Source organism: Rhizobium sp. YTU87027 (genome assembly GCF_050644135.1).
GTDB lineage: Bacteria > Pseudomonadota > Alphaproteobacteria > Rhizobiales > Rhizobiaceae > Rhizobium.
In genome coordinates, this window is sequence record NZ_CP098441.1 from 1,627,640 (window position 1) to 1,650,865 (window position 23,226).

The 23,226-nt window shown below is 57.5% G+C and carries 22 protein-coding genes and 2 pseudogenes; 14 read left to right on the forward strand and 10 right to left on the reverse strand.

Going from position 1 to position 23,226, the window contains the following annotated elements:
• Window positions 1-4 precede the first annotated feature (4 nt).
• The 3 genes from NBG89_RS26685 to NBG89_RS26695 all read right to left on the reverse strand — a co-directional run bounded on the left by NBG89_RS26685 (window position 5) and on the right by NBG89_RS26695 (window position 5,363).
• A complete protein-coding gene (locus NBG89_RS26685; protein WP_431323299.1) occupies window positions 5-2,407 on the reverse strand; it encodes an FdhF/YdeP family oxidoreductase in 2,403 nt (800 codons plus the stop codon).
• 508 nt (window positions 2,408-2,915) lie between these two features.
• Window positions 2,916-3,653: an endonuclease/exonuclease/phosphatase family protein gene (locus NBG89_RS26690; RefSeq protein ID WP_431323300.1), complete on the reverse strand. Its 738-nt coding sequence runs from the start codon at window positions 3,651-3,653 to the stop codon at window positions 2,916-2,918.
• Window positions 3,654-3,851: 198 nt separating this feature from the next.
• Complete coding sequence (locus NBG89_RS26695; RefSeq protein WP_431323301.1) at window positions 3,852-5,363, reverse strand: phospholipase D-like domain-containing protein; 1,512 nt, start codon at window positions 5,361-5,363, stop codon at window positions 3,852-3,854.
• 215 nt (window positions 5,364-5,578) lie between these two features.
• Between NBG89_RS26695 and NBG89_RS26700 the strand changes: the two are divergent.
• The 3 genes and pseudogenes from NBG89_RS26700 to NBG89_RS26710 form a co-directional block, all read left to right on the forward strand.
• Window positions 5,579-5,968, forward strand: a pseudogene (locus NBG89_RS26700) (DUF72 domain-containing protein); the annotation flags it as partial.
• A gap of 194 nt (window positions 5,969-6,162) precedes the next feature.
• Entirely contained in the window at window positions 6,163-6,354 is a 192-nt protein-coding gene (locus NBG89_RS26705; protein WP_431323302.1) for a hypothetical protein, read from the forward strand.
• Entirely contained in the window at window positions 6,351-6,758 is a 408-nt protein-coding gene (locus NBG89_RS26710) for a hypothetical protein (protein ID WP_431323303.1), read from the forward strand. The genes NBG89_RS26705 and NBG89_RS26710 overlap by 4 nt, the downstream gene beginning before the upstream one ends.
• Before the next feature lie 392 nt (window positions 6,759-7,150).
• On the opposite strand, the gene NBG89_RS26715 is transcribed toward NBG89_RS26710, so the two are convergent.
• Both NBG89_RS26715 and NBG89_RS26720 read right to left on the reverse strand, forming a co-directional pair.
• On the reverse strand, window positions 7,151-7,312 hold the full coding sequence (locus NBG89_RS26715; RefSeq protein ID WP_007535621.1) for a DUF1328 domain-containing protein: 162 nt from the start codon (window positions 7,310-7,312) through the stop codon (window positions 7,151-7,153).
• 199 nt (window positions 7,313-7,511) lie between these two features.
• Window positions 7,512-7,682, reverse strand: a pseudogene (locus tag NBG89_RS26720) (ROK family protein); the annotation flags it as partial.
• 250 nt (window positions 7,683-7,932) lie between these two features.
• On the opposite strand from NBG89_RS26720, the gene NBG89_RS26725 reads away from it, so the two are divergent.
• The 7 genes from NBG89_RS26725 (at window position 7,933) to NBG89_RS26755 (ending at window position 13,900) form a co-directional block, all read left to right on the forward strand.
• A complete protein-coding gene (locus NBG89_RS26725) occupies window positions 7,933-9,096 on the forward strand; it encodes an IS110 family transposase (protein ID WP_431323304.1) in 1,164 nt (387 codons plus the stop codon).
• A 334-nt stretch (window positions 9,097-9,430) separates the two neighbouring features.
• Window positions 9,431-9,910: a nutrient deprivation-induced protein gene (locus NBG89_RS26730; RefSeq protein WP_431323305.1), complete on the forward strand. Its 480-nt coding sequence runs from the start codon at window positions 9,431-9,433 to the stop codon at window positions 9,908-9,910.
• Window positions 9,903-10,319, forward strand: coding sequence for a phage holin family protein (locus tag NBG89_RS26735; RefSeq protein WP_431323306.1), 417 nt, complete (start codon window positions 9,903-9,905; stop codon window positions 10,317-10,319). The genes NBG89_RS26730 and NBG89_RS26735 overlap by 8 nt, the downstream gene beginning before the upstream one ends.
• Window positions 10,319-11,293: a DUF3618 domain-containing protein gene (locus NBG89_RS26740; protein ID WP_431323307.1), complete on the forward strand. Its 975-nt coding sequence runs from the start codon at window positions 10,319-10,321 to the stop codon at window positions 11,291-11,293. The genes NBG89_RS26735 and NBG89_RS26740 overlap by 1 nt, the downstream gene beginning before the upstream one ends.
• Window positions 11,294-11,592: 299 nt before the next feature.
• Complete coding sequence (locus NBG89_RS26745) at window positions 11,593-11,895, forward strand: hypothetical protein (protein WP_431323308.1); 303 nt, start codon at window positions 11,593-11,595, stop codon at window positions 11,893-11,895.
• Between the two features lie 256 nt (window positions 11,896-12,151).
• Window positions 12,152-12,337, forward strand: a complete 186-nt coding sequence (locus NBG89_RS26750; protein ID WP_431323309.1) for a hypothetical protein — start codon at window positions 12,152-12,154, stop codon at window positions 12,335-12,337.
• Window positions 12,338-12,688: 351 nt separating this feature from the next.
• Window positions 12,689-13,900, forward strand: a complete 1,212-nt coding sequence (locus NBG89_RS26755) for an IS256 family transposase (protein WP_431323310.1) — start codon at window positions 12,689-12,691, stop codon at window positions 13,898-13,900.
• A gap of 189 nt (window positions 13,901-14,089) precedes the next feature.
• On the opposite strand, the gene NBG89_RS26760 is transcribed toward NBG89_RS26755, so the two are convergent.
• A complete protein-coding gene (locus tag NBG89_RS26760) occupies window positions 14,090-15,118 on the reverse strand; it encodes an IS110 family transposase (protein ID WP_431322831.1) in 1,029 nt (342 codons plus the stop codon).
• A gap of 1,398 nt (window positions 15,119-16,516) precedes the next feature.
• On the opposite strand from NBG89_RS26760, the gene NBG89_RS26765 reads away from it, so the two are divergent.
• The gene (locus tag NBG89_RS26765; RefSeq protein WP_431323311.1) at window positions 16,517-17,341 is read left to right on the forward strand and encodes a glycosyltransferase; all 825 of its coding nucleotides are present in this window, start codon (window positions 16,517-16,519) and stop codon (window positions 17,339-17,341) included.
• Between the two features lie 286 nt (window positions 17,342-17,627).
• Here the strand turns inward: NBG89_RS26765 and NBG89_RS26770 are convergent, their stop codons facing one another.
• Window positions 17,628-17,909, reverse strand: a complete 282-nt coding sequence (locus tag NBG89_RS26770) for a hypothetical protein (RefSeq protein ID WP_431323312.1) — start codon at window positions 17,907-17,909, stop codon at window positions 17,628-17,630.
• 394 nt (window positions 17,910-18,303) lie between these two features.
• Here NBG89_RS26770 and NBG89_RS26775 point away from each other — a divergent pair, with 394 nt between their 5' ends.
• The gene (locus NBG89_RS26775) at window positions 18,304-18,510 is read left to right on the forward strand and encodes a hypothetical protein (RefSeq protein WP_431323313.1); all 207 of its coding nucleotides are present in this window, start codon (window positions 18,304-18,306) and stop codon (window positions 18,508-18,510) included.
• Window positions 18,511-18,656: 146 nt separating this feature from the next.
• Window positions 18,657-19,439 (forward strand): TylF/MycF/NovP-related O-methyltransferase, encoded by a 783-nt coding sequence (locus NBG89_RS26780; RefSeq protein ID WP_431323314.1) that lies wholly within the window; start codon window positions 18,657-18,659, stop codon window positions 19,437-19,439.
• 396 nt (window positions 19,440-19,835) lie between these two features.
• Here NBG89_RS26780 and NBG89_RS26785 read toward each other — a convergent pair whose 3' ends face one another.
• Both NBG89_RS26785 and NBG89_RS26790 read right to left on the reverse strand, forming a co-directional pair.
• The gene (locus NBG89_RS26785; protein ID WP_431323315.1) at window positions 19,836-20,327 is read right to left on the reverse strand and encodes a sigma-70 family RNA polymerase sigma factor; all 492 of its coding nucleotides are present in this window, start codon (window positions 20,325-20,327) and stop codon (window positions 19,836-19,838) included.
• Window positions 20,328-20,416: 89 nt separating this feature from the next.
• Complete coding sequence (locus NBG89_RS26790) at window positions 20,417-20,818, reverse strand: response regulator (RefSeq protein ID WP_431323316.1); 402 nt, start codon at window positions 20,816-20,818, stop codon at window positions 20,417-20,419.
• A gap of 614 nt (window positions 20,819-21,432) precedes the next feature.
• Between NBG89_RS26790 and NBG89_RS26795 the strand changes: the two genes are divergently transcribed.
• A complete protein-coding gene (locus NBG89_RS26795) occupies window positions 21,433-22,530 on the forward strand; it encodes a YihY/virulence factor BrkB family protein (RefSeq protein ID WP_431323317.1) in 1,098 nt (365 codons plus the stop codon).
• Here the strand turns inward: NBG89_RS26795 and NBG89_RS26800 are convergent.
• Entirely contained in the window at window positions 22,519-23,139 is a 621-nt protein-coding gene (locus tag NBG89_RS26800) for a hypothetical protein (RefSeq protein WP_431323318.1), read from the reverse strand. The two genes, NBG89_RS26795 and NBG89_RS26800, sit on opposite strands and share 12 nt — an antisense overlap.
• Window positions 23,140-23,226 lie beyond the last annotated feature (87 nt).

The following is a 23,226-nucleotide window of genomic DNA, read 5'->3' on the forward strand; positions in this document are numbered from 1 at the left end:
CGCCTCAATGGCGGACCGCAGCGCCGGATGCGATCACCCGGACGGGCAGCAGCTTGTATGACGGACACTTTGACTTGGCGTCATGATGATCAAGCGGAAACAACGGATTGGTTTCCGGATAATAGGCGCCGCAACATCCCTCGGGAATGTCATAGGCCACGACCTGGAAGCCTGATAACCTCCGCTTCGTCTCCGCAGCGATTGCGGTCGAAAGTTCGACCATCTGACCATCGTGAAGGCCAAGGCGGGCAATGTCGCCGGCATTCATCAGGATGACCCGTCTGGTGCCTTCTACGCCACGGTAACGATCGTTGTAACCGTAGATCGTCGTATTGAACTGGTCGTTCGAACGCAGTGTGGCGAGATGCAGAACATCGCTCATCGGCGCGGCAATTGCAAAATCCGGAAACAGCCGGTCGGGCGTAATGAAATTGGCCTTGCCGTTGGCCGTGACCCACTTGCGCTCGCGCGCCGGCAACGGCCTTGCGATACCGCCGGGCTGAAAGAGGCGCTTGTTGAAATCCTTGAATGTTTCCGGATAGGTTCGTTCGATCGCGTCGCGGATCTTGGAATAGTCCGCGACCCAGCTGTCCCATGGCACGACCCCTTTCGTCAGCGTCGCCGCGGCCATGCCAGCTATGATGGCGGGTTCGGACAACAGCTCTGGGCTTGCCGGTTTGGCTCTGCCTCGCGACCCATGAAAATGGGCAATGGAACTTTCCGTCGACACCGCTTGCTGGCCACTTGCCTGTTCGTCTATCTCGATGCGCCCGAGGCAGGGCAGCAGGTAGGCAACCTCGCCATGAACAACGTGCGTGCGATTGAGTTTGGTAGCGATCTGAACGGTCAGGCGCAGGTTTCGCCAGGCTTTTTCGACAGCCTCGGTTTCGGGGATCGCGCGCAGGAAATTTCCGCCGAGGCCGATGAACGCGCGCGCCTCACCCGCCAGTATCGCCCTGCAGGTGTCGACGGTCGTATGACCTGTCCATTGCGGGGGGGTGAACCGGTAAAGCTCAGCCAGCTTGTCCAAGGGGACGAGACCGGGCTTTTCGGTGATGCCGACAGTCCGCTGCCCCTGCACGTTCGAATGGCCGCGCACGGCGCAGATATTGGCGCCAGGCTTTCCAATGTTGCCGCGCAGAAGAGCCAGGTTGGCAACCATCTGCACGTTCTGGACGCCCATGATCTGCTGGGTCAAACCCATGCCATAGACCATCAGCACGGCGTCAGACTTGGCATAGGTGCGCGCCGCCTCCGTCATCTGATCGCGTGTAAGGCCCGATATGCGCTCCAGTTCATCCCAGTCGTAATTGCGGGCCGCGGACGCAAATTCCTCGTACCCGGCCGTGTGCGTCTCGATGAAGTCGTGATCGAGCACGCGTTTCCTGTCTGCCGCCGCTATCGCCGTGGCAAAGGCAATGGTTGCAGCGTCGGAAACGTCGGCAGGTGTTGCATCGGTTCCGGTAACTTTGCTCACGCCCGAGGCCTTGAGAGCGTCGTCGGCCTCGATCAGCGCCTTGCACACGCCAAAAAGAGCAGCGATGTCGCCGCCGTTTTTAACCTGGCAATATTGCGAGGAAATTGGTGTCTGCTTGCCCGTGAGCATCTGTCCGGGCGCCTGCGGATTGACAAACCGCTCGAGCCCCGGTTCGCGAAGAAGATTGAACGTGACAATCTTGACCCCTCGGTCGACGGCATCTTGCAGGTCGTGCAGCAAGCGCGGTGAGGATGTGCCGACATTCTGCGCGAGGTAGAAGATGCAATCGCAGTTTTGGAAATCGGACAAAATGGCCGTTCCGATTGAAGCGCCAATACTTTCCGGCAATCCGACAGACGTGCTCTCATGGCACATGTTGGAAGAATCGGGCAGATGATTGCTGCCGTAGATTCGAGCGAATAGCTGGTACATGTAGGCTGTTTCAAGCGAGGCGCGTCCGGAGGTGTAGAAGTCGACGTTTTCCGGTGAAAGCGCGCGCAACTCGCGACCAATTTCCTCGAAAGCCGCCTGCCACGCGACCGGCATATATTTGTCGGTCGTCGCATCCCACCGCATGGGCTCGGTCAGTCGGCCCTGCTCTTCGAGATCGTGGTCGCTCCAGCCTTCCAGTTCGACGAGCCGATGTGCGTCAAAAAATGCCCGGTCCGCGCGACGGTTCGTAATCTCCCAGCTGGTGGCCTTGGCACCGTTCTCGCAAAATTCCAATGGATGCGGCTTGGCGGGCTTTGCCCATGCGCAACTCACGCACATATATCCGTCTGGCTTGTTTTGATGGGCAAGCAACGATGGTCCCGCCAGAAGTATATGTTCGCGAAGCAGGATTTCCCCGACCGCCTTTGCCGAACCCCACCCGCCGGCCGGACCTTTGTGCCCCCCCTTCTCGAATGCGTGCTCCGATTTTCCTGCCATGATCATATCCTCGCCAGCGACAAGATTACGAACCCATGACAGCCCACTTCGGTTCCCTACGCCTGCAAAAGGAGTGCTTATGCTGGCGGCTCTTTCCCGCAGGATGATGGCTTCCCTTCCTTGGTGGGCCAACAAGCGAAGTGTTATCGGGCTTTACAAGGCGGTGGTGAGCGCCTGAGTTCCCGACCGGACGCATGGTGGCATATTGAATGCCCTGCCATCGCCTTTTGGATCATGCTCCAGCAAAAAGCGGTCAAGTCATCTCGGTTTATGGCAGGGCCTTAATCAGCATCCGGCGCGCTTGTGAAGCCTCCGGGAACGAAAGCGCAAAAGGGCACGCGGCCAGAAAGATGACCGCAGCTGCAGGACCTCGTCGATCTTCTCCGTCCTTGGCTAAGGTCAATGACGCCATCCGTTTTTGATGGCGCGCGCTGAAAGGGATGAAACCAACATGGCTCTTCATCGCTGGCGACAACGCCACCGACGCACTGGGTTTCGGCAAAGAGCCTTAGCTGTCGTCAAATTCGATATCGGCAACAAGCGGAAGATGATCCGATGCCAGGCTCGTGGCGCGGTTGCGAATGACGCGTGAGGTGGTGACCGCAAGGTCAAGGCTGACGAAGATGTGGTCAAGCCGCATGAGAGGAAAGCGCGACGGAAAGGTCGCTCTTGCAGTCTGATTGCAGGCAAGTTGCGCATCCTGCAGAAGCCGCGCCGCAAGACGGTAGGTGGCTGACGAGGGAACCGCATTGAAATCGCCGCACAGGATGGCTGAGGCTGGATTGTAGCCATCCCGTCCCAGCCAGGCCGGACCGAGAAGAGCGCTCATCTGCTGGGCACGGTCGCGCCGCCGAAGCCCGAGATGAGTATTGACAACGAGCAGGTTTCGATTGGCGACCATCACTTCGACGGAAAGCGCGCCACGCGCTTCGCCAAGCGAAGGCAAGGGGCCGGCCTTCACCGGGCGTGCTGGCAAAGCCGTTATGATAGCATCACCATATTGCTCTTCGGCAATCGTCAATGCCGGATTGAAGTGGGCATCCATTTTAAGCAATGAGGCGATGATGGCTCCCTGATCGACGCCGCCGGTTCTGCGGCGGCCAACATCAATTTCCTGTAGGGCCACGATGTCGGGCCTGGCATCGGCGATGACTGCCGCGATTCGGCTGGGGTCGATCCTGCGATCAGTGCCGACACAGCTATGCACATTGTAGCTCAGGATTCTGATCGCTTTTTGCTCGCCCATGAGCAAGGAACACGGCAGGCCTCCAATCGTTCCGCGACGATCCTCACAACGTCACATCGGTCCCATGCCGCTCCTCGTCAGCGGCTCTCCGGCGGGCACCGCCATGCTTTGCAGTCCAGGGCCTGTCATGCGCACGCCCTTGTTGACACGAAGCGTTCCTGATTGCGCTGTCATTACCTCTTCGCGCCCGATAACGCGTCAATCGCTGCCTTGATGGCATTTCGCTTTGCCTGTTTTCTCAATCAGCTCGCGTCCACTGCAGTTTGTCCTGCGATCGCTTCTTGAGAGCGGAAGAAACAGTAAAGCGCCTCGAAGGAGGCGATGGCAAAAGGCGCGCATCGATTGTCCAAACGGGCCGGAAGGATCGACGATGGCTGTCGCGAAAACCGGCCCATCCTTCTCATCTGTCGGGACAAACGATCGTAGAGACCTGGGTTTGACGTTGAGCTCGTCGATCGCGCCAATCAGGGAGCGCTTCCGGTGGATCACGTCTTTGACGGCGTCGGCACTGCAGCCGAGATATTCGGCCACCAGCAAATTGCGCAATCGGACAATCGCCAGGCGATGGTCGCAGCAGGATGCTTCAAAAACAATATCGCATTCGGTATCGAGACCTTCCGAGCGATGATTGAGATTGGACGACCCGATACGCAGGAGTTTGTCGTCAGCGATCTGGAGTTTCGAATGCACGAGCAATTCTGCATGCTCGCAACCCTCGCGAACGATCGGATGGAATATACGCAGCCTCTTGTTTCGGTCAGCACGATGAAGGCGCTGAATGATCCTGTCACGGTTGCGGCCCATGATTGCGTTTTCGATCCATCCATGAGACGTGGCGGTGCAGATAATGACGATTTCGGGCCCATTCGGCTCCTGCAGGCGCGCAGCAAGGGCTTCGGCGACATTGAACGATGCCAGATACTGAGTCTCGATATAGAGCTGCCGCTGCGCTGTGGCGATCATCTTTCTCGTCAAGCGAATGCCCTGCTGCAGGCCGGCCTTGAACAGCGTTGCCGGCTTGCTCAATGCAAGCCTGACCGGCACATTGCGCAGCACTACAGCAGGGCCATCCAGCCAGTCGGGGGCGCTCTGCATCGGCAAGGCCTCGTATGTTTGCCCTGTCGCCTCGCGCCATCGCTGTCTCGCCACTCTTGATATGAGAGCCGCGGCGTGACCACTCACCATGACCTGCAAATCGTGCAGGGGTTCGTAGGCCACGCCTGCCGGATCGCACCGCAGCCGGTCCCGCATTTTGTGACGACACGTGTCCCAGCGCCGCGAGGTAAGGTCAATTCCACCAATGAATGCCGCGATTTCGTCGACACAAACGAGCTTTTGATGATGACAGCCACGCATGGCAGGTTGAAAGGCAAAACGCAGATCGATGCGGCCACTTTGGGGGAATTTCGCCTTGGTGACGAGGTTGAGCGACTTTCCCGAATAGACCGGGCCGAGAGCCCAAACCAGAATTTTGATCTCGAGGTCGGGATTGGCCCGCGCACACTTTTCCAGCAGCTCTCCAAGCGTCTGCCTGGATCTCTCCGGTTCGAGGAGGATATCCGGATTGAAGTCCCATCCGACGATCCATATCCTCCTTTGTGCTCGGCGCAACGCGCCTGCAAGTTGCGAGAAGTAGCAACTGCCATTGATCAGAAAGGCCGCTTTTTCGGCGATGCCTTCTAGCTGAACGTCGTCGATCTCCGAAGTCATGCGTGATCAGCCTCATCTGGGCGCCAGATCCCGTGGCAGACTAAACTGCTGATAAAGTGGAAAATCTTCACCTCTAACGCGTTGATGTCCTCAATGTTCCTGACGGATGAGACATTGGACCACGCGCTCGGCCTATGTGCCCGAAGGCATGAAGGCGCGTGACGGGCAGCACAAGAGAGCGCGGAACAAGCCGTCTGCCTTGCAGTTCCTATCGCATGGCAACATCAGGCACGATCAGGATCGGGATCTCCGGATGGACCTATCGACCCTGGCGTGGCGTCTTTTATCCCAGCAGCTTAACCGAGAAGCGCGAGCTCGCCTATGCGTCGCGGCAATTTGCTTCGATAGAAATCAACGGCACGTTTTACGGGCTACAGCGCACTGGCGTTTTCGAAAGCTGGCGGCAGGCGGCACCGGACGATTTCGTTTTCGCGAAAAACGGTTCGCGCTACATTACCCACATGAGAAGACTTGCCGATATCGAAACACCGCTTGCGAATTTCTTTGCCTCGGGCCTCTTGCGTCTCGGACCGAAGCTTGGGCCAATCCTTTGGCAGTTTCCTGCGCGCACGGCTTTCGACGCTGGGCTTTTTCCGGCATTTTGGAGCAGTTGCCACAAAGCTTATTGCGGTGGCTCCTGCTCCATGAAATCGCAGCTTGGGAACCACCGTGTACTCTTCGGCATTGACATTTTACGCAAAATACGTAATTTGCGTATCAATAAAGGAGATAGGTTATGGGTGCAGCACTTCAAATCCCCGCATCGGATTTCTCTCGTCGCTTTGGACAAGTTCGCGAAATGGTACATAAGGCCGGGGTGATTGAAGTCACGTCGCATAACCGAGTCGTGGGTGCCTACATCAGCGCTGACGAGCTTGAACATTTCAACCGTCTCAAGCGACGTGAGGTGCAGGTGCTTCATGTGAGCGAGATCGATGACGAGCTTCTCACTGAGATCGAGAACGCAGAGTATGGCGTGATCTCTAAGTGAAACTGCCAGAGCCTACGCCGGGTCTCGTGATCCGGTTCGATTACACTTGGTACAAAGACAACTTCAAGAAAGAACGCCCCTGCGCCATCGTCTTGGCCTCAAGTGAGACAGGTATGGTCACGGTTGTTCCAATTACACATTCGTACCCAGATATTGGGGAAGAAGACCAATCGTTGCAGGTGCCTGAAGATGTCTGCAAGGCCATGGGCTTGGATGAGGACATCAATTACGTTCGACTGAGTGAGGTCAACCGATTTGAGTGGCCTTCAGACCGTATCAAGCCATTGCCAAACGATCCCTCTCGCTGTGACTACGGAAACGTTCCCAAAGATTTCTTCTTAGAAATGAGAAAGCGTCTAGCAGAGGCCGTGCGAGCAGGCCGACTCGGCACTTCCAAGGTTTGAACATTGCAAAATCCATAATTGCTTGGGCCGATCGAGAAGGCCAAAAGATGCGGTCCGGCAGCTTGACGCATCTGTACAGGACGTTGCCGATGACTGTCACCAGCTTTGTCGCCTATCGTGTCGCTCCTGACTAGCCAAAGACGAACGCGCCCGACCGCTTCGTCTGGAACATCGATCGCTTTCAGGTGTTCAATGACACGTCGGCACTAAAGGACCAGCGATGGATACGCAGGCGCGAACGCGAGCGCCCATTCTGCTCCTTCGAGAGATGAACCATCGCATCAAGAACCTGTTTGCCTTGATCAACGCCCTGATCAATATGAGCGAGGGTCCACAACCTGACGGAAGGCCTGGCCATGCGAAGCCTTCCGTCGAATGCGCACCAACACACTTTAGCGTCTGGCCACTCGCATCACGAGCGAAATGACGAAAAGAGCCAGGAAGATAAAGAACAAAATCTGCGCGATCGACGCGGAAGCCCCTGCTATCCCGCCAAATCCGAGGACACCAGCGATCAGGGCGACGATCAAAAACACCAGCGCGTAGTAGAGCATTTTCGACTCCATCGTTCTCAAAGATATTCGACACGTTCCAACGAATAGGCGCTCGTATTGGTTCCAAGCGTTTTTCGCCCAGGCCACGGCAAACTCGACCGGCAGCTGCCCGCAGAAATCGAGGCCAACGGGCATCGCCGTCCTCATGATGGCTGGCCCTTAATGCCTCAACTTTTTTCTTTAATTAATTCGCGACGGCCTCTTTGCGGCTCGTCGGGTCGGCATAGCGCCAGAGATGCGACTTCCAGACACGCCCTTTCGACAGGTCCGGATCTCTCTCGACAACACCAGCTCTGATGTTCGCGCCGCCGATATCAAAGGGGAGAATTCCGTCATGCCCGTCAAGCATCCAGGAATGCATCAGATGCGCGCGCCGTCGCGCGATCGAGCGCAGACAGAAGAGAGGAGCCGCCACGTCGAAGCGGGAACTATCTGAAACTTTCGTGGTTCGGCGCGATATGGATGAAAGCGTTCTCTCACAGGAGGTAGCCATGACTGAACGAGACGTCGGTGCGGATGGCGCAGCCGCAAGCCAGATCCTATGAGGAGGGTGGATAGCGACCTACGCTGTGGCAAAGTGCGGTTGCTTGGACACAAACACCCTACCCTTGGAGGCAAGCATGCTCGTTGCAGCTCACCGATCCGAAGCGCCGACCGCCATCCGCACCGATCTTTGCGCAATTTTCGTCTCATTGGAATTGAGTCGCTCGAAATGGCTGATCACCTCGCTGTCGCCGGGTGGCGGCGAGAAGATGTCGAAACATATGGTGGCGGCCAGCGACGTCGCCGGCATGCTGGCGCGCTTTGCCGAACTCAAGAGGAAGGCGCGGGCGCGAACCGGACGGTGCTTTCCGATCATTGTCATCCAGGAAGCTGGGCTCGACGGCTTCTGGATCCATCGGGTGTTGGAGGCCGAGGGGATCGAAAGCTACGTCGTCGATCCGGCATCGATTGCAACCTCGCGCCGGCGGCGGCGGGCCAAGACCGATAGGATCGACGGCGAAGCGCTGGTTCGGGCATTGCTCGCCTATCAGCGGGGCGAGCCGCGGGTATGCGCCATGCTCCACGTTCCGACGCCCGAGGAAGAGGACCAGCGCCGCCTCTCGCGTGAGCGCGAGGCCTTGACGAACGAGCGCATACGACACGTTAACCGCATCAAGGGCCTACTGTTCAGCCAGGGCGTATCCGACTACGAGCCGCTGCGCCGCGATCGACGCAAGCGACTGGAGGAGTGCAAGACCGGCGACGGCCGTCCGCTGCCGGGACATTTGAAGGCGCAGATCGGCCGCGAACTCGATCGGCTGGAACTGTTGCTCGAGCAGATCAAGACTATTGAGGCCGGCCGCGACGCCATGCTCGCTGCCACGCAGGTCGTCTCGCCAGCACCGACGATGCTGCTCACCTTGAAAGGCATCGGGCCGGAGTTTGCCGCCGTGCTGTGGTCGGAAGGGCTGTCGCGTCACTTCGACAACCGACGACAGGTTGCCGCCTATGCCGGCCTTGCGCCGACACCCTGGCAGAGTGGCTCGGTCGATCACGACCAGGGGGTCTCAAAATCCGGCAATCCAAGGCTGCGAACGACGCTGATCCAGATGGCCTGGCTGTGGCTGCGTCATCAACCGCACGCGGCGCTGACCGTGTGGTTCAAGGATCGGGTCAAGCAGAACGGCGGCCGTCTCAAGAAGACGACGATTGTCGCGCTAGCCCGCAAGCTGCTCGTTGCGCTGTGGAAATATGTCAATGCCGGCGTCGTTATCGAGGGCGCGGTCTTAAAGACCGTCTGATCGGTTACCCGAACTGAATTCTGCAATCTTCCAGGACCCGATCAGTCCTGGCGGATCCAGGTGGGACGAACCGAGAATATGCATGGCCCTGAAACGGCCGTAGGCTAGAATGGTCTCGTCCTCCTGAGCCCTTGTCCGCCGCAAGCGGGATGTTGGTGCCGCTGTTTCGAACAGCGACCGTATATAAGTTGGATCTGGCTTGGCAACGAGCCGCGTCTTGCAATCGGGCTCAGACCGTGGACGCCGTAACAACCGACGGAGTGCAAGAAATGTCACCCTGACGACAGTTCCACATTGACGCTCCTCATATAAGCATGTTCCAGCCGGTTCTGTGGTGCAGGCATCCGTTGCCAAGGATGCCAAGCCCGATCTCCGGCAAAGTTTGTCCGAAGACGTGCAGTCCGTGAAGGACGCCGTTAGCGATCAAGTTGCTGCCGCAACCGACGCGGCAAAACAAGTCGCCTCGAGTCAAAAGAACATAATAGCAGAAAAGCTCGGTGGCGTTGCGGCTGCAATGGAGAAGGTCGCGGACGAACTGGAAAAGGGTGAACAACGAGACATCGGGCGTCTGACCCGAAACCTTGGCGCTAGCATCCGGGGATTTTGCGAGCAAATAGACGATCAGGATATCCGACAGGTTGCTCAAACAGCGGAGACCTACGGCAGGCAGCAGCCCCTTGCGTTCCTGGGGATGGCCGCTCTCGCCGGCTTCGCTGCCAGTCGCTTCCTGATGGCATCGGCAGAAGGCCACGGTCGCACGCCGGGCGAACGCCACCGCGACAGTGCTTCCATGGAGGATCGGGCAAATGGCTAGCGTCCAAGATCAGCGTCCCATCACCCAACTTGTTACGGGCCTCCTCGCCGACATATCGGGTCTTTTTCGCAACGAACTCAATCTCGCCAAAGCAGAAGCGACCGACAAGATGTCTCATGCCTTGGCAGGCGCGGCAACCATCGCCGCAGGGCTTGTATTGGCAGTCGGGGCTCTCGGCGTGCTTCTCGCCGCGCTCGTGAAGGCTGTGGCCGCCTTCTTGCTGACGCAAGGCATGTCCGAAGCCAACGCCGACGTACTCTCGTCGGTCCTCGTCGGCGTCGTCGTTGGACTAATCGCCTGGGCTGTTATCGCGCGCGGCCGCTCCGCCTTGCGGGAAGAAAGTCTCAGGCTCGACCACACCGCTGCGTCCCTTCGGCGAGACGCTCAAATCATCAAGGAGAAAACGTAATGGCCTACACGCCCATGAGCCCGACCACTGCGCAGATTGAACGCGAGATCGACGATGACCGCCGCCGCATCGAAGAAAAGATAGATGCCATTCAACAGCGGCTGTCGCCAGGACAGCTTGTCGATGAGGTTCTCGCCTACGCCAAGTCGTCGGACGGCGGAGAATATGTCGCCAGCCTTGGCACCGCGCTCAAGAATAATCCTATCCCTCTCGCACTTATGGGTATCAGCCTGGCCTGGCTCATGACCGGACCGAAATCGTCCTTGTCCAGCTACGCCGAAACCGTCGAGTATCCCCTGGCGACGGTCCAGGGTGATGTCCGCCGCACCGGCCCGGTTCAGGCAGATGGCGACAAGCGCTATAGTCATTTCGTTGACGATGCGGGAACACGCTATAGGGCATTGACGGACGAGGCCGGAAAGCGTGCCGGCCCCTTCGTCGATGACACAGGCAAGACCTTCCGCGGCCTTGCGGACGCTGCGGGCCAGCAAATACAGGACATCCGCGACGAAGCAGGCGTCTTGTTTGATCAGGCGTCCGGCTGGGCGTCCCACACGTGGCAGCGCGTCACGAATTCGGCGGGCAGATTTGGCGACGCACTGGCTGATGCGGGCCGAGATTCCTTTGGCGCAGGCGCTCAGATCGGGGAAAGCGCGCTAGCGCATTATAGGGATCAGCCCCTGGTCGGTGGCGCGCTCGCATTTGCCATCGGAGCAGCCCTCGGAGCTGCCCTTCCTCATACGCAACGAGAAGACTCCGAATTGGGTCCTCTGTCCGACGACATAAAGAAGCAGGCATCGGATGGCCTATCTCGGGTTCTGACGAAAGCAGCCGAGGTTGCTGAAGATGTCTCTGGTCGTGCTGTATCGGCCGTTGCGGACATTCATGACCAGGCACGCGACCGGATTGCAGATGAAGTCGATCAACTGCGTGGTGTGGACGAACGCATGGATCCTGCAAGCGACTTGCGTTAATGCTGCTTTCGGCCATGCCGAGAAAGAGATGTCTGACCAGCGTTGTCTGACAGCGCCTTAAAGTCATATGAGCGCAAGCTCCACCGACATAGGCACAATCGCGCTTCAGAAGTGGCCAGAGAGGTGCGTTCAGTGAGTTCTTGCGATTGCCGAACAGCTGGATCTCGAGAAGGGAAAACTTGAAAAGGAGGACACTTCCCTGCATCCGATCCGGTTGCCGCGAGCATCACCTCGATCGCGACTGGACCCACCGATCCCGATCAGGCCGAAAAGCTTAAACAGCAGGAAGAGTAATTGCGGTGTCCTACCTCGTCGAGGTGCTCTTGCCATTCAATCGCACGCAAGAGCAGACAGCCCTCCTGGAAAAGATAAGCAATGACCTGACCGAAAAATTCGGTCGTGTCAGGCTGCATCTGGATTGCCCGGCCGAATGGCTTTGGAGCGGCGGTCAGCCGGGGGGAGCAGATGAAATCGTGGTGATAGAAGTAATGACGGCGCTCGTTGATCGTTCGTGGTGGACCGCCTACAAATACCAGCTGCAGCTGTCGTTTCCGCAGAAGGAAAAAGTCGTCGTTCGTACAAGCTTTATCGAGCGCATATGAACCGTAGCGGAGCGGCATCGCTCAAACAAGAACCTGATTGTTGAAATGTTCTGATTGCTCCTGGACGTTTTCTTGGCCTCGATCATGAAAGCCCGGTGCCGAGTGGCTGGTACCGGGCTTCCTTCGACTGCGGTTGAGGGAAAGCAGTCGATGCAACAGACGTTGCGCGGCAATAACTCTTTATCGGGGCCGTTGTTCCTCGCGTCATCGGAACAAGTCCGCCCTGGTTGTGTTGATTCGCGGAAGGGAGAATGACATGAAGACGAACGACACCAACGCGTCGCCGGAACAACGGCGGCCGAAGGACGTAATGCCTGTCGCAGACAAGAGGGCCGCAAGGGCTGATAAGCGTTCGCTTGCGTCGCCGGCCGTACAGTCTCGCGGAGCGAAAGACGAAAGCGAGCGTCCGATCGTCAATCCGATTACAGGCGTTGCACAGTAGTCTAAGACAGCCTGGTCACGCTGACAGCCGACCGTGCTCGGCGTCACGACAGCTGGAACGAATACGACGGCTTGCTTTCTGGCCGGCCTATCCCCGCCTCGGAAAGGTCGCTGCCGTCATTCTCAAGTGCCGCTGATGTTGCGATCCCACCGCTTGCGGAAATGCCGGCACGTCTTCGCTGCGCATAAGCTTAGGTCGTGTCCCTGGGAGAGGTGTAACTCGGCGGTAGCGAAGCCGCTCGCGAGCGCGCCCTCAACAGCGCTGTAGCGAGTGAGCGGCTTTGCGGGTGGTCATCAATGTTTTTCCGGTAGGGTCGGGTTGTTCAAGACCAACCTGATGGAAAGAGCACTGATGACCGATGACATGATGAACCTGCGCTCGCTCGTTGAGAAGAGTGCCGATGCGGATTTGTTGCGTGAGATGATCGGCTTTGCGGCCGAGAAGCTGATGGAGCTGGAGGTCGGCGCCAAGACCGGCGCGGCCTATGGCGAGAAGAATGCATTGCGGCTTGCTCAACGTAACGGCTACCGTGAGCGGGATTGGGAAACGCGGGCCGGAACGGTGGAACTGCGTATCCCCAAGCTCCGGACCGGCAGCTATTTCCCGAGCTTCCTGGAGCCGCGCCGCATGGCCGAGAAGGCTTTGACCGCCGTCATTCAAGAAGCTTACATCCAAGGTGTCTCGACCCGCTCTGTCGACGACCTGGTCAAGGCGATGGGGATGTCGGGCATCTCCAAGAGCCAGGTTTCCCGCCTGTGCGAGGAGATCGACGATAAGGTCAAGGCGTTCCTGGCCCGGCCGATCGAAGGCGATTGGCCATACCTCTGGATCGATGCCACCTATCTGAAGGTCCGGCGCGGCGGGCGCATCGTTTCCGTCGCCGTCATCATTGCGGTCGGCGCCAACACCGATGGGCGGCGCGAGGTGCTCGGCATGGAGATCGGCACATCGGAAGCCGAGCCGATCTGGACCGAGTTCCTGCGCAAGCTGACCAGGCGCGGCTTGAGCGGCGTCAAGCTCGTCGTCTCCGATGCCCATGAAGGCATCAAGGCTGCCGTTTCCAAAGTCCTCTCGGCCACCTGGCAGCGCTGCCGGGTCCACTTCATGAGAAACGCGCTCGCCCACGCCGGAAAGAGTGGTCGACGGGTGGTGTCCGCCTTCATCGCCACCGCCTTTGCCCAGGATACGCCTGAGGCCGCAAGCACCCAGTGGCGTAGCGTTGCCGATCAAATTCGCCCGAAAGTGCCAAAGCTCGCAAATCTCATGGACAATGCCGAGGAAGATGTGCTCGCCTACATGACCTTTCCCAGGCAGCATTGGACCAAGCTGCATTCGACAAATCCCATCGAGCGCCTCAACGGCGAGATCAAGCGCCGCACCGACGTCGTCGGCATCTTCCCCAACGACGATGCCATCGTCCGGTTGGTCGGGGCACTCCTGCTCGAACAGAATGACGAATGGGCCGTTCAACGATCCCGCTACATGACGCTTGTGTGGATGCCAGCCGTTTTGCAAGGAAGATTTGAAATTTTTGAACACGTGATCGAGTGCGGTCTTGTGTAAGGCCTTTATATGCGGTCCTTGAAGTGCCGCGGGCCGGTATGGTGATACGCGAGTCAGGTCCGAATCTTGAAAGCGAGCTCGAAGCTCGAAGCGTCATTCTGGTTTGCTGACCCCGATCTTATCGATCATTTGCCCATGCAGTTCTTGTCTTCCTCACGTCTCCCATAGACCGGCTTCAAGTGCTCCGCTTCATGCGGGCACTGTCGCCGGATTCCGGTAATCCATCTGCTTTGTGAGCATAGCCCAGATCCCACGCGCCATCTTGTTGGCCAGGGCAATCGCTACGAGCATGCGTGGCTTCTTGGCCATCATACGGCCAAGCCAACTATCGTTTGGCGCACCCTTTCGTGACGCCCATCGAACCACGGCCATGGCTCCGATGATGAGCAACCTTCGAATATCTTGCTGGCCCATCTTCGATATTTTTCCTAGACGCTGCTTGCCACCGCTCGAATTCTGTAGCGGCACCAGACCAAGCCAAGCAGCAAAATCCCGGCCACGTTTGAACACCTCCATCGGAGGCGCGAACGTTTCAATTGCCAGAGCGGTGATCGGGCCTACGCCCGGCATTGTGCGCAGACGTCGTGTTGTCTCGGCCTTGTTGGATAAACCATCTATCTTCTCGCTAAGCGAGTCCACGCGATCCGTTATTTGCCAGATGTGCTCCAGCAGGTCGCGGCAGATCGTGCGGACCAGAACCGGCATATGAGCGGTCTCGTCCGCCAGGATACTTTCAAGCCTGCTCAGATAACCTATTCCATGCGGCGCGATGTGGCCGAACTCATAAAGGTGCGCGCGTAGGATGTTTACCAACTCGGTTCGCTGACTGACTAGCTGCTCACGGGTGCGAAACATAATCGCCCGAGACTGTTGCTCCTCCGTCTTTGCCTCGACAAAGCGCATTGTCGGCCGCTGTGCGGCCTCAACAATGGCCTCTGCATCGGCAGCGTCGTTCTTGTGCCGTTTGAGAAATGGCTTCACATACCGAGGCGCGATCAGCTTTGGCTCGTGACCCAATCTCCCCATCTCGCGAGCCCAATAATGCGAGCCGGCGCATGCCTCCATTGCGACGACGCAGGAGGGCTGAGCAGCAATAAACTTGCGGAATAATGGGCGCGCCAACTTCTTACGAAATAAAACAGAACCGTCAGCCGCTGCTCCGTGCAGCTGAAATACATTCTTTGCCAGATCAACGCCAATGATGGTAACCGTCTTCATCAAGACTGCCTTTCACTTGAGTGGTGTTTACGCCAAGACTTTTATGCCGCCGGAGAAGGCTGGCATCCACCCTATCTTGAGACCATCGCACAAATGAGCGATGATCCCATCATCAGCCTGCCCGCTGCGGCGCGCTGACCCATTCCCGGCCCAGCCGGAAGGCACGGCGATCAACAAGCCGAGCTACACCACTCCAAAAGACGCGATCCTTGCGAGCCGAATGTCTATCGTATGTGATGCATTCGAAAAGGCGGTGTAGGCGACCTGGAAGTGAAACGCCAACACGTACCGCAGCAACAAATCAGTGAGCTCACGGCTTCGGTCCATCGCATCGTGGGGATTGGCAGCGGCACCCTCAAGCCCTGTCCGGCAACCTGTACGACAATGTCGAAAGGGCCCCGGCCCGGATGTATCAGGCCAGCGATTGGAGCAAAGCCTTCACGTCCCGCCATGCCGGCCTCCGCTCGCCGTCCCGCGGGTGAGACGGCAACCACCGAGGCGATGCCGGTGGACGGGAAATAGGCATAACCGAAGGGTTCTCCTACCTTGGCCAGACGAAGACCATGCGGCATGTCGACCTCTTCGAGGCGATCCTTGATCAGATTGTAATCTTCGTCGGACAGAGCGTTTAGGAGTCTGTTGCCGGTGCGGTTTGCGGTCATTGAGCGGCCCTCCGTCCGATCCTTTAGTGTTGGCAGATAGCTTGGATTCGAGTGGGATCAGTAGCGACGGACGCATTTAAACAAACTTGACCCGAAAAGGTTCCAGACACTTTTCCGAACCTTGCGATGCTCAGTCGCCGTCAAGGTCTCGACCAGCCATGGCTTCGAGTTGATCTTCGTCCCAGGCGTTCGCGAAGAGATCGCACAAAAGGTTCGCTCGCCGGTACGGTCTCAATGCGAGCGGTCCCCCTTGCGGTGGTCGTCGGGCATCTGCTGAAAGACCACGGCACCTCTTCGCGTCAAGCAGCTCTGCTCCGTAGCCCGCAAGCGCAACGACCTAGGAGGTTGCTCACGCGTTCAGACGAAAAGTTCCATGAGTGCAATCGGAACCTTATCCAAGGTCGAAGATTGACAGAAGGTTCGAGGCCGGCGCCACTGACTGTGCAACGCATGATGTCCGCAGTCCTGGCGCGCGCCGTCCTTTTCAACCCAATCTCCCAACGATCGAGCCGGTTTTGTTTTCGGGGCAACAGTCAACCGGTGCCGCCCAGCCAGCCCAGCTCCTATGCAGACCTGTCGAGCTGCCGATCGGCATTGATGGGCAGAAGAGAGAAAATCCAACCCTGGTTTGGATTTATATGTTCGGTGTCGCGATCGCGTTATTGACTCTTCGCAACCGCGAATGGCATCAGCGGCCAAGCAGCCGTCATCAATGCGTCTTTCCGAGTGATAAGTATTGCGTATCATATCCCTTTCAAGCATTCCGCCACGTTTCGACAAACTCGCGCCGACTCTCAACAGCCTGACCAAGCAGATCGGTCCGATCAACGAAATCCGTCTTTACATTCCCAAACACTATCGTCGATTTCCGGACTATGACGGGTCGCTTCCGGATGTTCCTGACGGTGTTACCATCGTGCGGCCGGAAGAGGATATCGGGCCGGCGTCCAAAGTGCTTTTTGCTGCTCGCGAGCTTCGCGGAAAGGGTGCGCAAATCCTGTTTTGCGACGACGACAAGGTCTTCTCGCCCAATTGGGCGTCCCGGCTATTTGCAGCGCAGAAGGAACGCCCCAACGAATGCGTCGCCCTGATCGGCAAGGATGTCCCGAGTGAGTTTGCAAGATCGACGCCGTTCTTGCCAAAGGCAGTGCTCAAACGAAAGTTGACACTGGGGCTTCGGGTCCGTCGGCTTCATTATAAGGTTGCCAGGAAGGTTTCTCGCGCCGATCGGCTGCGGCCAATGCCAAGTCTCGTCGAAAAGGGTGGGTACGTCGATATCCTGCAGGGACTGGGCGGCGTTGTCGTGAGGCCCGAATTCTTTGATGACGTTGCTTATGACATCCCGAACGTCCTATGGGCAGTCGATGATTACTGGCTGTCGGGAATGCTCGCGCTGAAGGGTGTTCCGATTTACCTGCCAGCAGGGCTTGTCGAACCTTATTCGACGGATGCCCATGAGGTTTCCTCCCTTTACAAGGCGACGATCGAGGGCGCCGGCCGCGGCGAAGCAAATCGCCGATGCATCGAATATATGCAGAGCCACTTCAATGTCTGGCGGTGATCGCCAGCCTGGCTGTTGAATGAAACACGGCGCGGCGTGATCGTTAAGAGGGGCGCGTCGGACAAGCATGTATGTCTCGCGGCATCTTCGGGCGATGCCATAGCATCGGCGCCAGCACGGGGGCGTAAAGGGCCCGTGACCATCCAAAGACTGGCTTCAGAGGCCGCTCGTTACGTCGATCTCGCTAACGGCCGAGCCTCATCCCAGGGACGGGCGCCTAATCGGTCCCTGCGTATGGTTCTTGAGATCGGGACCGGGGCTGTTTGCTCCCCATATCTCAAAGTGGTCACGAGGATTGCCCGTCCTGCTCGCGATCGACGAATTTGTTGAACCGGCTTTCGCCGCCGCTCGATGTCTTGTCCTGATAGAGAAAGGCAAGCTTATTGCGGTCAAAGATCTTGAAGAATTCCTCCCATGGGATTTCCTCGAGGTTTTCTTCCGGGGCGCCGAAATCAATTCGCAGCAGTCCACCGTCGGTGGTGCCCTTCACGCGGGCGGGATGGCCGTTGCGCGCCTCCGCCCAGGCACGAATATGGTCGTGATCCGTTGTCATTGTTGATTTGGTCACGTTGATCTCCTTTTCGTCTTCGCCAAGAACGGCTGCGCCCCCCGGTGTTTCCTGTGCCTGCTTTCCTGGTTGACATCCCTCAGCATGTTCCGCTCCTTGTCTTGGACCACGGCGTGCGGCCGCAGCCCCTGGCTCTTTCCTTTGCTTCCCCGATCTGCCTTTGATTTCTTGAGGTCGCCCTCAGTGTTGAATTCTTTGCCGGGATTGGTCGTATCGACGTGCTTTTCAATGACGCGGAGCTGTCGATCAAGTGTCGTCTTCCAGCCATCCTGTTGGAGTGCACTGAACTGCAAGCGAGGAGGAAAGTTCCACCCACTTCGCCTCGGCTCTTGAGAACAAAGATGATCGGACGCAGCGTCACCGCTGTGGGAACGCGTCATCAAAAGCGTAAAACATGGACACGCTCGACGCGAATTTCGACGGCGTAGTCGCCTTCTTCAATTTTCCTGAGTTCCTGATCGAGCGGTGTGCAGGCCGCATATCACGCTCAGAAATGATCCCTCTGGTGATCGTGTGCCTGCACTTCCGCTTATTGGCCGCCAAGCAGATCCGGGGGAGCGGCGATGGAAAATCAATGACGTCTTGCGCCAGCTTTGCGTGATCAGCAGGTGCCGGGCCGGTTGCTGACATCCTATGGAACCGGTCGCGACAACTGGTCGTTTTGTTAGCAATCCCTGGAAGGACGATGTCTGAGAATTTCCAGCTGGAAATGGTCGAGGTACCAGGGATGACGACATCAGGTGTGGTATGGACAACTTTTTCATCGCGAGAGACTTTGACTGGGAGATACGACGCTCTTCCCACGTCGACAGGGTCTTGAACCTGTTCACGCGGCGGATCGGGTTCAACACGGATACGGCGGGTTTCATCGACGGGCTGATCCACAGACTCACAGGTCTCAGATTGTCGCCGACGCGCTCTGGCATCAGCACGAATGTGGAACAGAGAATCAACATGTATCACCTGGTGTCCCAGGTCATCGCCTATGGAATAGAGGGAGATCTGGTCGAGGTCGGCTGCAACGAAGGCCAGTCGTCCGTATTGATCTCGAAAGTCATTAAAAGTTTCAATTCAGGCAAAAGACTGCATGTCTATGATAGTTTCGAAGGACTTCCGGCGGCGCGAAGCGAGGATGGAAATGCGTATAAGAAAGGCGATCTTGCTACGTCGCAAGATGTCCTGATCGCCAATTTCGTAACCCACAGGCTGGAATTGCCCACCATTCATAAGGGGTGGTTCGAAGACACGCTCCCACACGGGCTTCCAGACAGTATATGCTTTGCCCATCTCGACGGTGATTTGTATCGGTCGATATTGGTGAGCTTGGAGCACGTCTATCCCCGCCTTTCCGAGGGAGCGGTTTGCCTGATCGACGATTATTGTGATCCGGCCGTCAATCCTGACGGATGGAACTATCTGCCCGGTGTCAAAAAGGCGTGTGATGAATTCATGGCGGATAAGCCGGAGGCGATTTGCAATCTCTATTGCGGTTCGTTCACGCATGCCTTCTTCCGAAAGAGCCTGACTTAGACGCGTTTCCGATCATTGAGTGGTGTGGCTTGCCGAAATTGCCGCAGCCGGCACCGTTCAATAGCAACCCGTCTCGGCTGGAAGCCGGGCCGAGAAATTGGCGACATGACGCTGCGCAAAAGACCCTTCACGTTCGACCGTCAGATCTTCTGATGACATCATGACCCGCTGAAGCGGCCGGCAACGGTAATGTAGTGCTCTCGGTGGTACGCCAGCGCGCCGGCTCTTTGCCCATCATCTGGCGCTGCGGTCTGATGATGGTAAAGGAGACTGCGTCAGCAGGTGACTTCTGGCCGGCGGGCAGTTTGCAAGGAACGCCCGCTCGAGCCAACCAGCGGCGAAAGGCAAGCCGATGATCGGCCGAAGCGCTGATTGGCTGATAGCCTTGGCAGCCCATCAAGACAGTGTGCTCATCAGGTGCCGGCGGGCACGATTGACGCGGCTTTTGATCGTCCCGATCGGACAGTGGAAGTGATCGGAAGCCTCTTCGTAGCTACGTCCATCGATGAAAATGTATTCAAACGCAGTCCGGTACTTATCCGGCAGCTTCACGCATGCGGCCTCGATCTCGCGCCCCATGATTCTCCATTCCTGCTCTGGGCGCACGCTTTCTTGCGACGAAATGCAGTCTGTCGCTCCAACGGCCTCACGCTTTGCGACCCGGTAGCGCGTGCAAAACGTATTTCGCATGATCGTAAAGAGCCACGACTTTAACCGTGTGCCCTTCTGGAAATGATCGAGGTTTGAAAGTGCGCGCACCAAGGTTTCCTGGACCAGGTCGTCGGCGTCGTTCTGATGCTGGTAGAAGGTGCGAGCAAACGCTCGCAGTGCCGGAAGGAGCTCGACGATATCGTCGCTCATTGAACCGGCGGACGTATGTACGGTCATCGTCTAATCCCCGCGAACTGTGGGGGATTAAAAGCTCGCCGAGACTATTGGTTCCCTTCCGTACGATATCGCACGCCGGCATTCAGTCGTCAGTGGTTCAAGGGTTTTGAGGCAAACAGCGCCGTGGCGATCTCCGCCAACGCAGTAGGCTTTTCGCACAAGAGATAACCGCCGAATTTTTCGGGAATGTCGGCATCGACATAGGCGGTCGCAAAGACGAACGGAACAGCAAGGCCCTGCAGCCGCTCGGCAATAGGAAAGACAGTCTCGCCCTCCAATCTGATATCGAGGATAGCAGCGTCGACTATCTCGCGGTCGATCATCGACATGCCGATGTCGACCGTAGGGGCAGGTCCGATGACTTGCGCCCCTGCTGCCAGCAGCGCCTTGCGGGTTTCATCGGCCACGAAATACTCGTCTTCCACGATAAGGATCCGCTTGCCCGCAAACAGCCGGAGCGCGGAAACCTCATGCTGATGGCGCCGTGTCATAAGGACCCCGATCGTAGAAAGAGATGGGTTTGCACCATATCGGCCTATTCGCGGTTTTGGCTAGCCTGCGCCAAAGAGTGTGGTCCGGCCTGGTCGCGGCTTTCCGTAAGCTTGGGAAGCGTTGAGCCTTGTTTTTGCCACCACAGGAACAGCTGTGGCCCGTTCTTCATCCGCACGCGCTTCCTGCCGTCGCATGACGGTCGACACCGAGAGGCGACTGGGCCAACCGTCCGTTTGAGAATGCAGAATCGGACGCCCCTCAGTACTGGTAACAAAGGCTAGGTCGAGATGTTCCAGAAAAGAACTGGTCTTACCGACAGTCCACTCTTTTCGGTCCGGGAACCTTTTCTTCGAGACCGAGTTTGGTCATGCCTCTCAGCTGCAGCGCCCTGCTAGATACGAGCCCATGACCCTTGTGACCGAGTGCTGGGCGGCGCCCACCCGTTAATACCGGAACACAGCCAAACGGCCGGATGGGAGCTCCTTTTACGGACGGGCACCAGGCGCCAGCTGATAGAGCAGCTTGAGGGAAAGCCCGGTAAGCCAGCATCTGCAACCGACTGCATCTTTTGGCGCGAACGCACGTTTATCAGAATGTCAACGGAGGCCAGCGGATGCAACCAAACCCATCGCTCATGAAAACGTTAAATCCAGCCGCACTCTTCGTCTTGTCAATGGCCATCGTCGGCTTCATCTGGATTGCTCGCAACGGAAGGACTGCTCCGGACTTGGGGATCGAAGGCGAGGACAAGGGTCAGGGCAGGGGAAGAAATGCAGCCGTCCCCGAGGCAATTCCCCTGAGAGGCCTCCGCGACGTCTTTTGGCGGGTTATAGAGGAAGTCTTGGATGATCGTGTAACGCTCATCGCAGCTGGCGTGACATTCTATCTCTTGCTCGCACTCTTTCCGGCGCTCGCAGCCGTCGTTGCCATTTATGGACTGGTTGCCGATCCCGCGACGATGGCCGAGCACTTGCGCGAGCTTTCGGCACTGCTTCCACCGGGAGCCTTCGATTTCATCGCCGAGAGAATTGAAAGCTTGGTCGAAACGCGCAGTTCCACGCTCGGTCTTACCTTCTTTATCGGTTTGGCTTTTGCGCTCTGGGGCAGCCATAACGCAACGCTTGCGGTTTTCGACGCGATGAATGTTGCCTATGAGGAGAGGGAAAAGCGCGGACTGATCCGGCTGAACGTGATTGCACTTTGCTTTACGCTCTGCGGATTGCTCGCTGCTGCGTTGATGATTGGACTTGTCGCGGTGATGCCAGTTGCGCTTTCGTTTATCTGGCTGGATCAATTCAAGGAGAATATGGCACTTGTCCTTCGTTGGCCGCTTCTCCTTTTGATCGCCGGGGTGGGGACAACCGCCGTCTATCGTTTTGGACCGAGCCGCGAACCAGCAACACTTCGATGGATGACCTGGGGCGCAGTCCTTGTCACGATCTTGTGGTTCGTGATGTCCCTTAGCTTCTCCTTTTACCTGGATCACTTTGCCAATTACAGCGCGACCTACGGAACGTTGGGAGCGCTGATCGGCTTTCTGGTCTGGGTATGGCTTTCGGTCGTCATTCTGATCATTGGCGGCGAGTTGAACGCCGAGCTCGAACATCAAACGGCGAGAGATACGACAACTGGCTTGCCTTTGCCAATGGGATCGCGCGGGGCCTACGTCGCCGACACGCTTGGAAAAACGGTCGACACGTCAAGTGCCTAACTTTGTTTGCCGCAGGGGCCGAAGTCGCGCGCGATGAGCAATCCGTTCGTGTGCTAAATGAGACGCGATCGTTTCCCAGCTCGCCGGTTTGGTGAACACCTTCGCTAATCTGTAAGATGTGGGTAGAACCCGGTCCTCGTAGGCCGTTACGAACGCGAATGGGACTTGCTTCATCTTCAGCATTGCCGCGACGGGATAAACCATTTGTCCGTCGAGGTTGATATCCAGAAAAGCACCATCAAGTTCATGTCCGTGTTCGACGATTTCTACCGCTTCCGCAACACCGGAAACTGGTCCAGCGATCTCAGCTCCGAGCATTGTCAGTCTTTCGGCCGCTTCGCGTGCCATGAGGTAGTCATCCTCAACGATCAGGAACCTGAAGCCCTCGAAGGTCGATTTGGAAGCGCGGTATTTCTCCCATGCGGCTATTCTGCAGAGCGCCTCGAGCTTGTCGGGCATCACGAGCCCACGGCGGTGCATGCCCAGCACGTAGAGTGCGAATTCTTCGCGATAGCTGATCCCCTCGGAGAACCACGGCTCCGACGTGATCCGGTCATAAATGTCCTGAATCATCCGTAGATCGGTTGGTTCGAATGCGCCGTGCAACACCCTTGGGCCCCGCTACAAAATTCCTGTGGTAAACAAACCATTTCACTTCATGGCCAGTCGTTCAAGACGAATCGATCGTCCGATCTG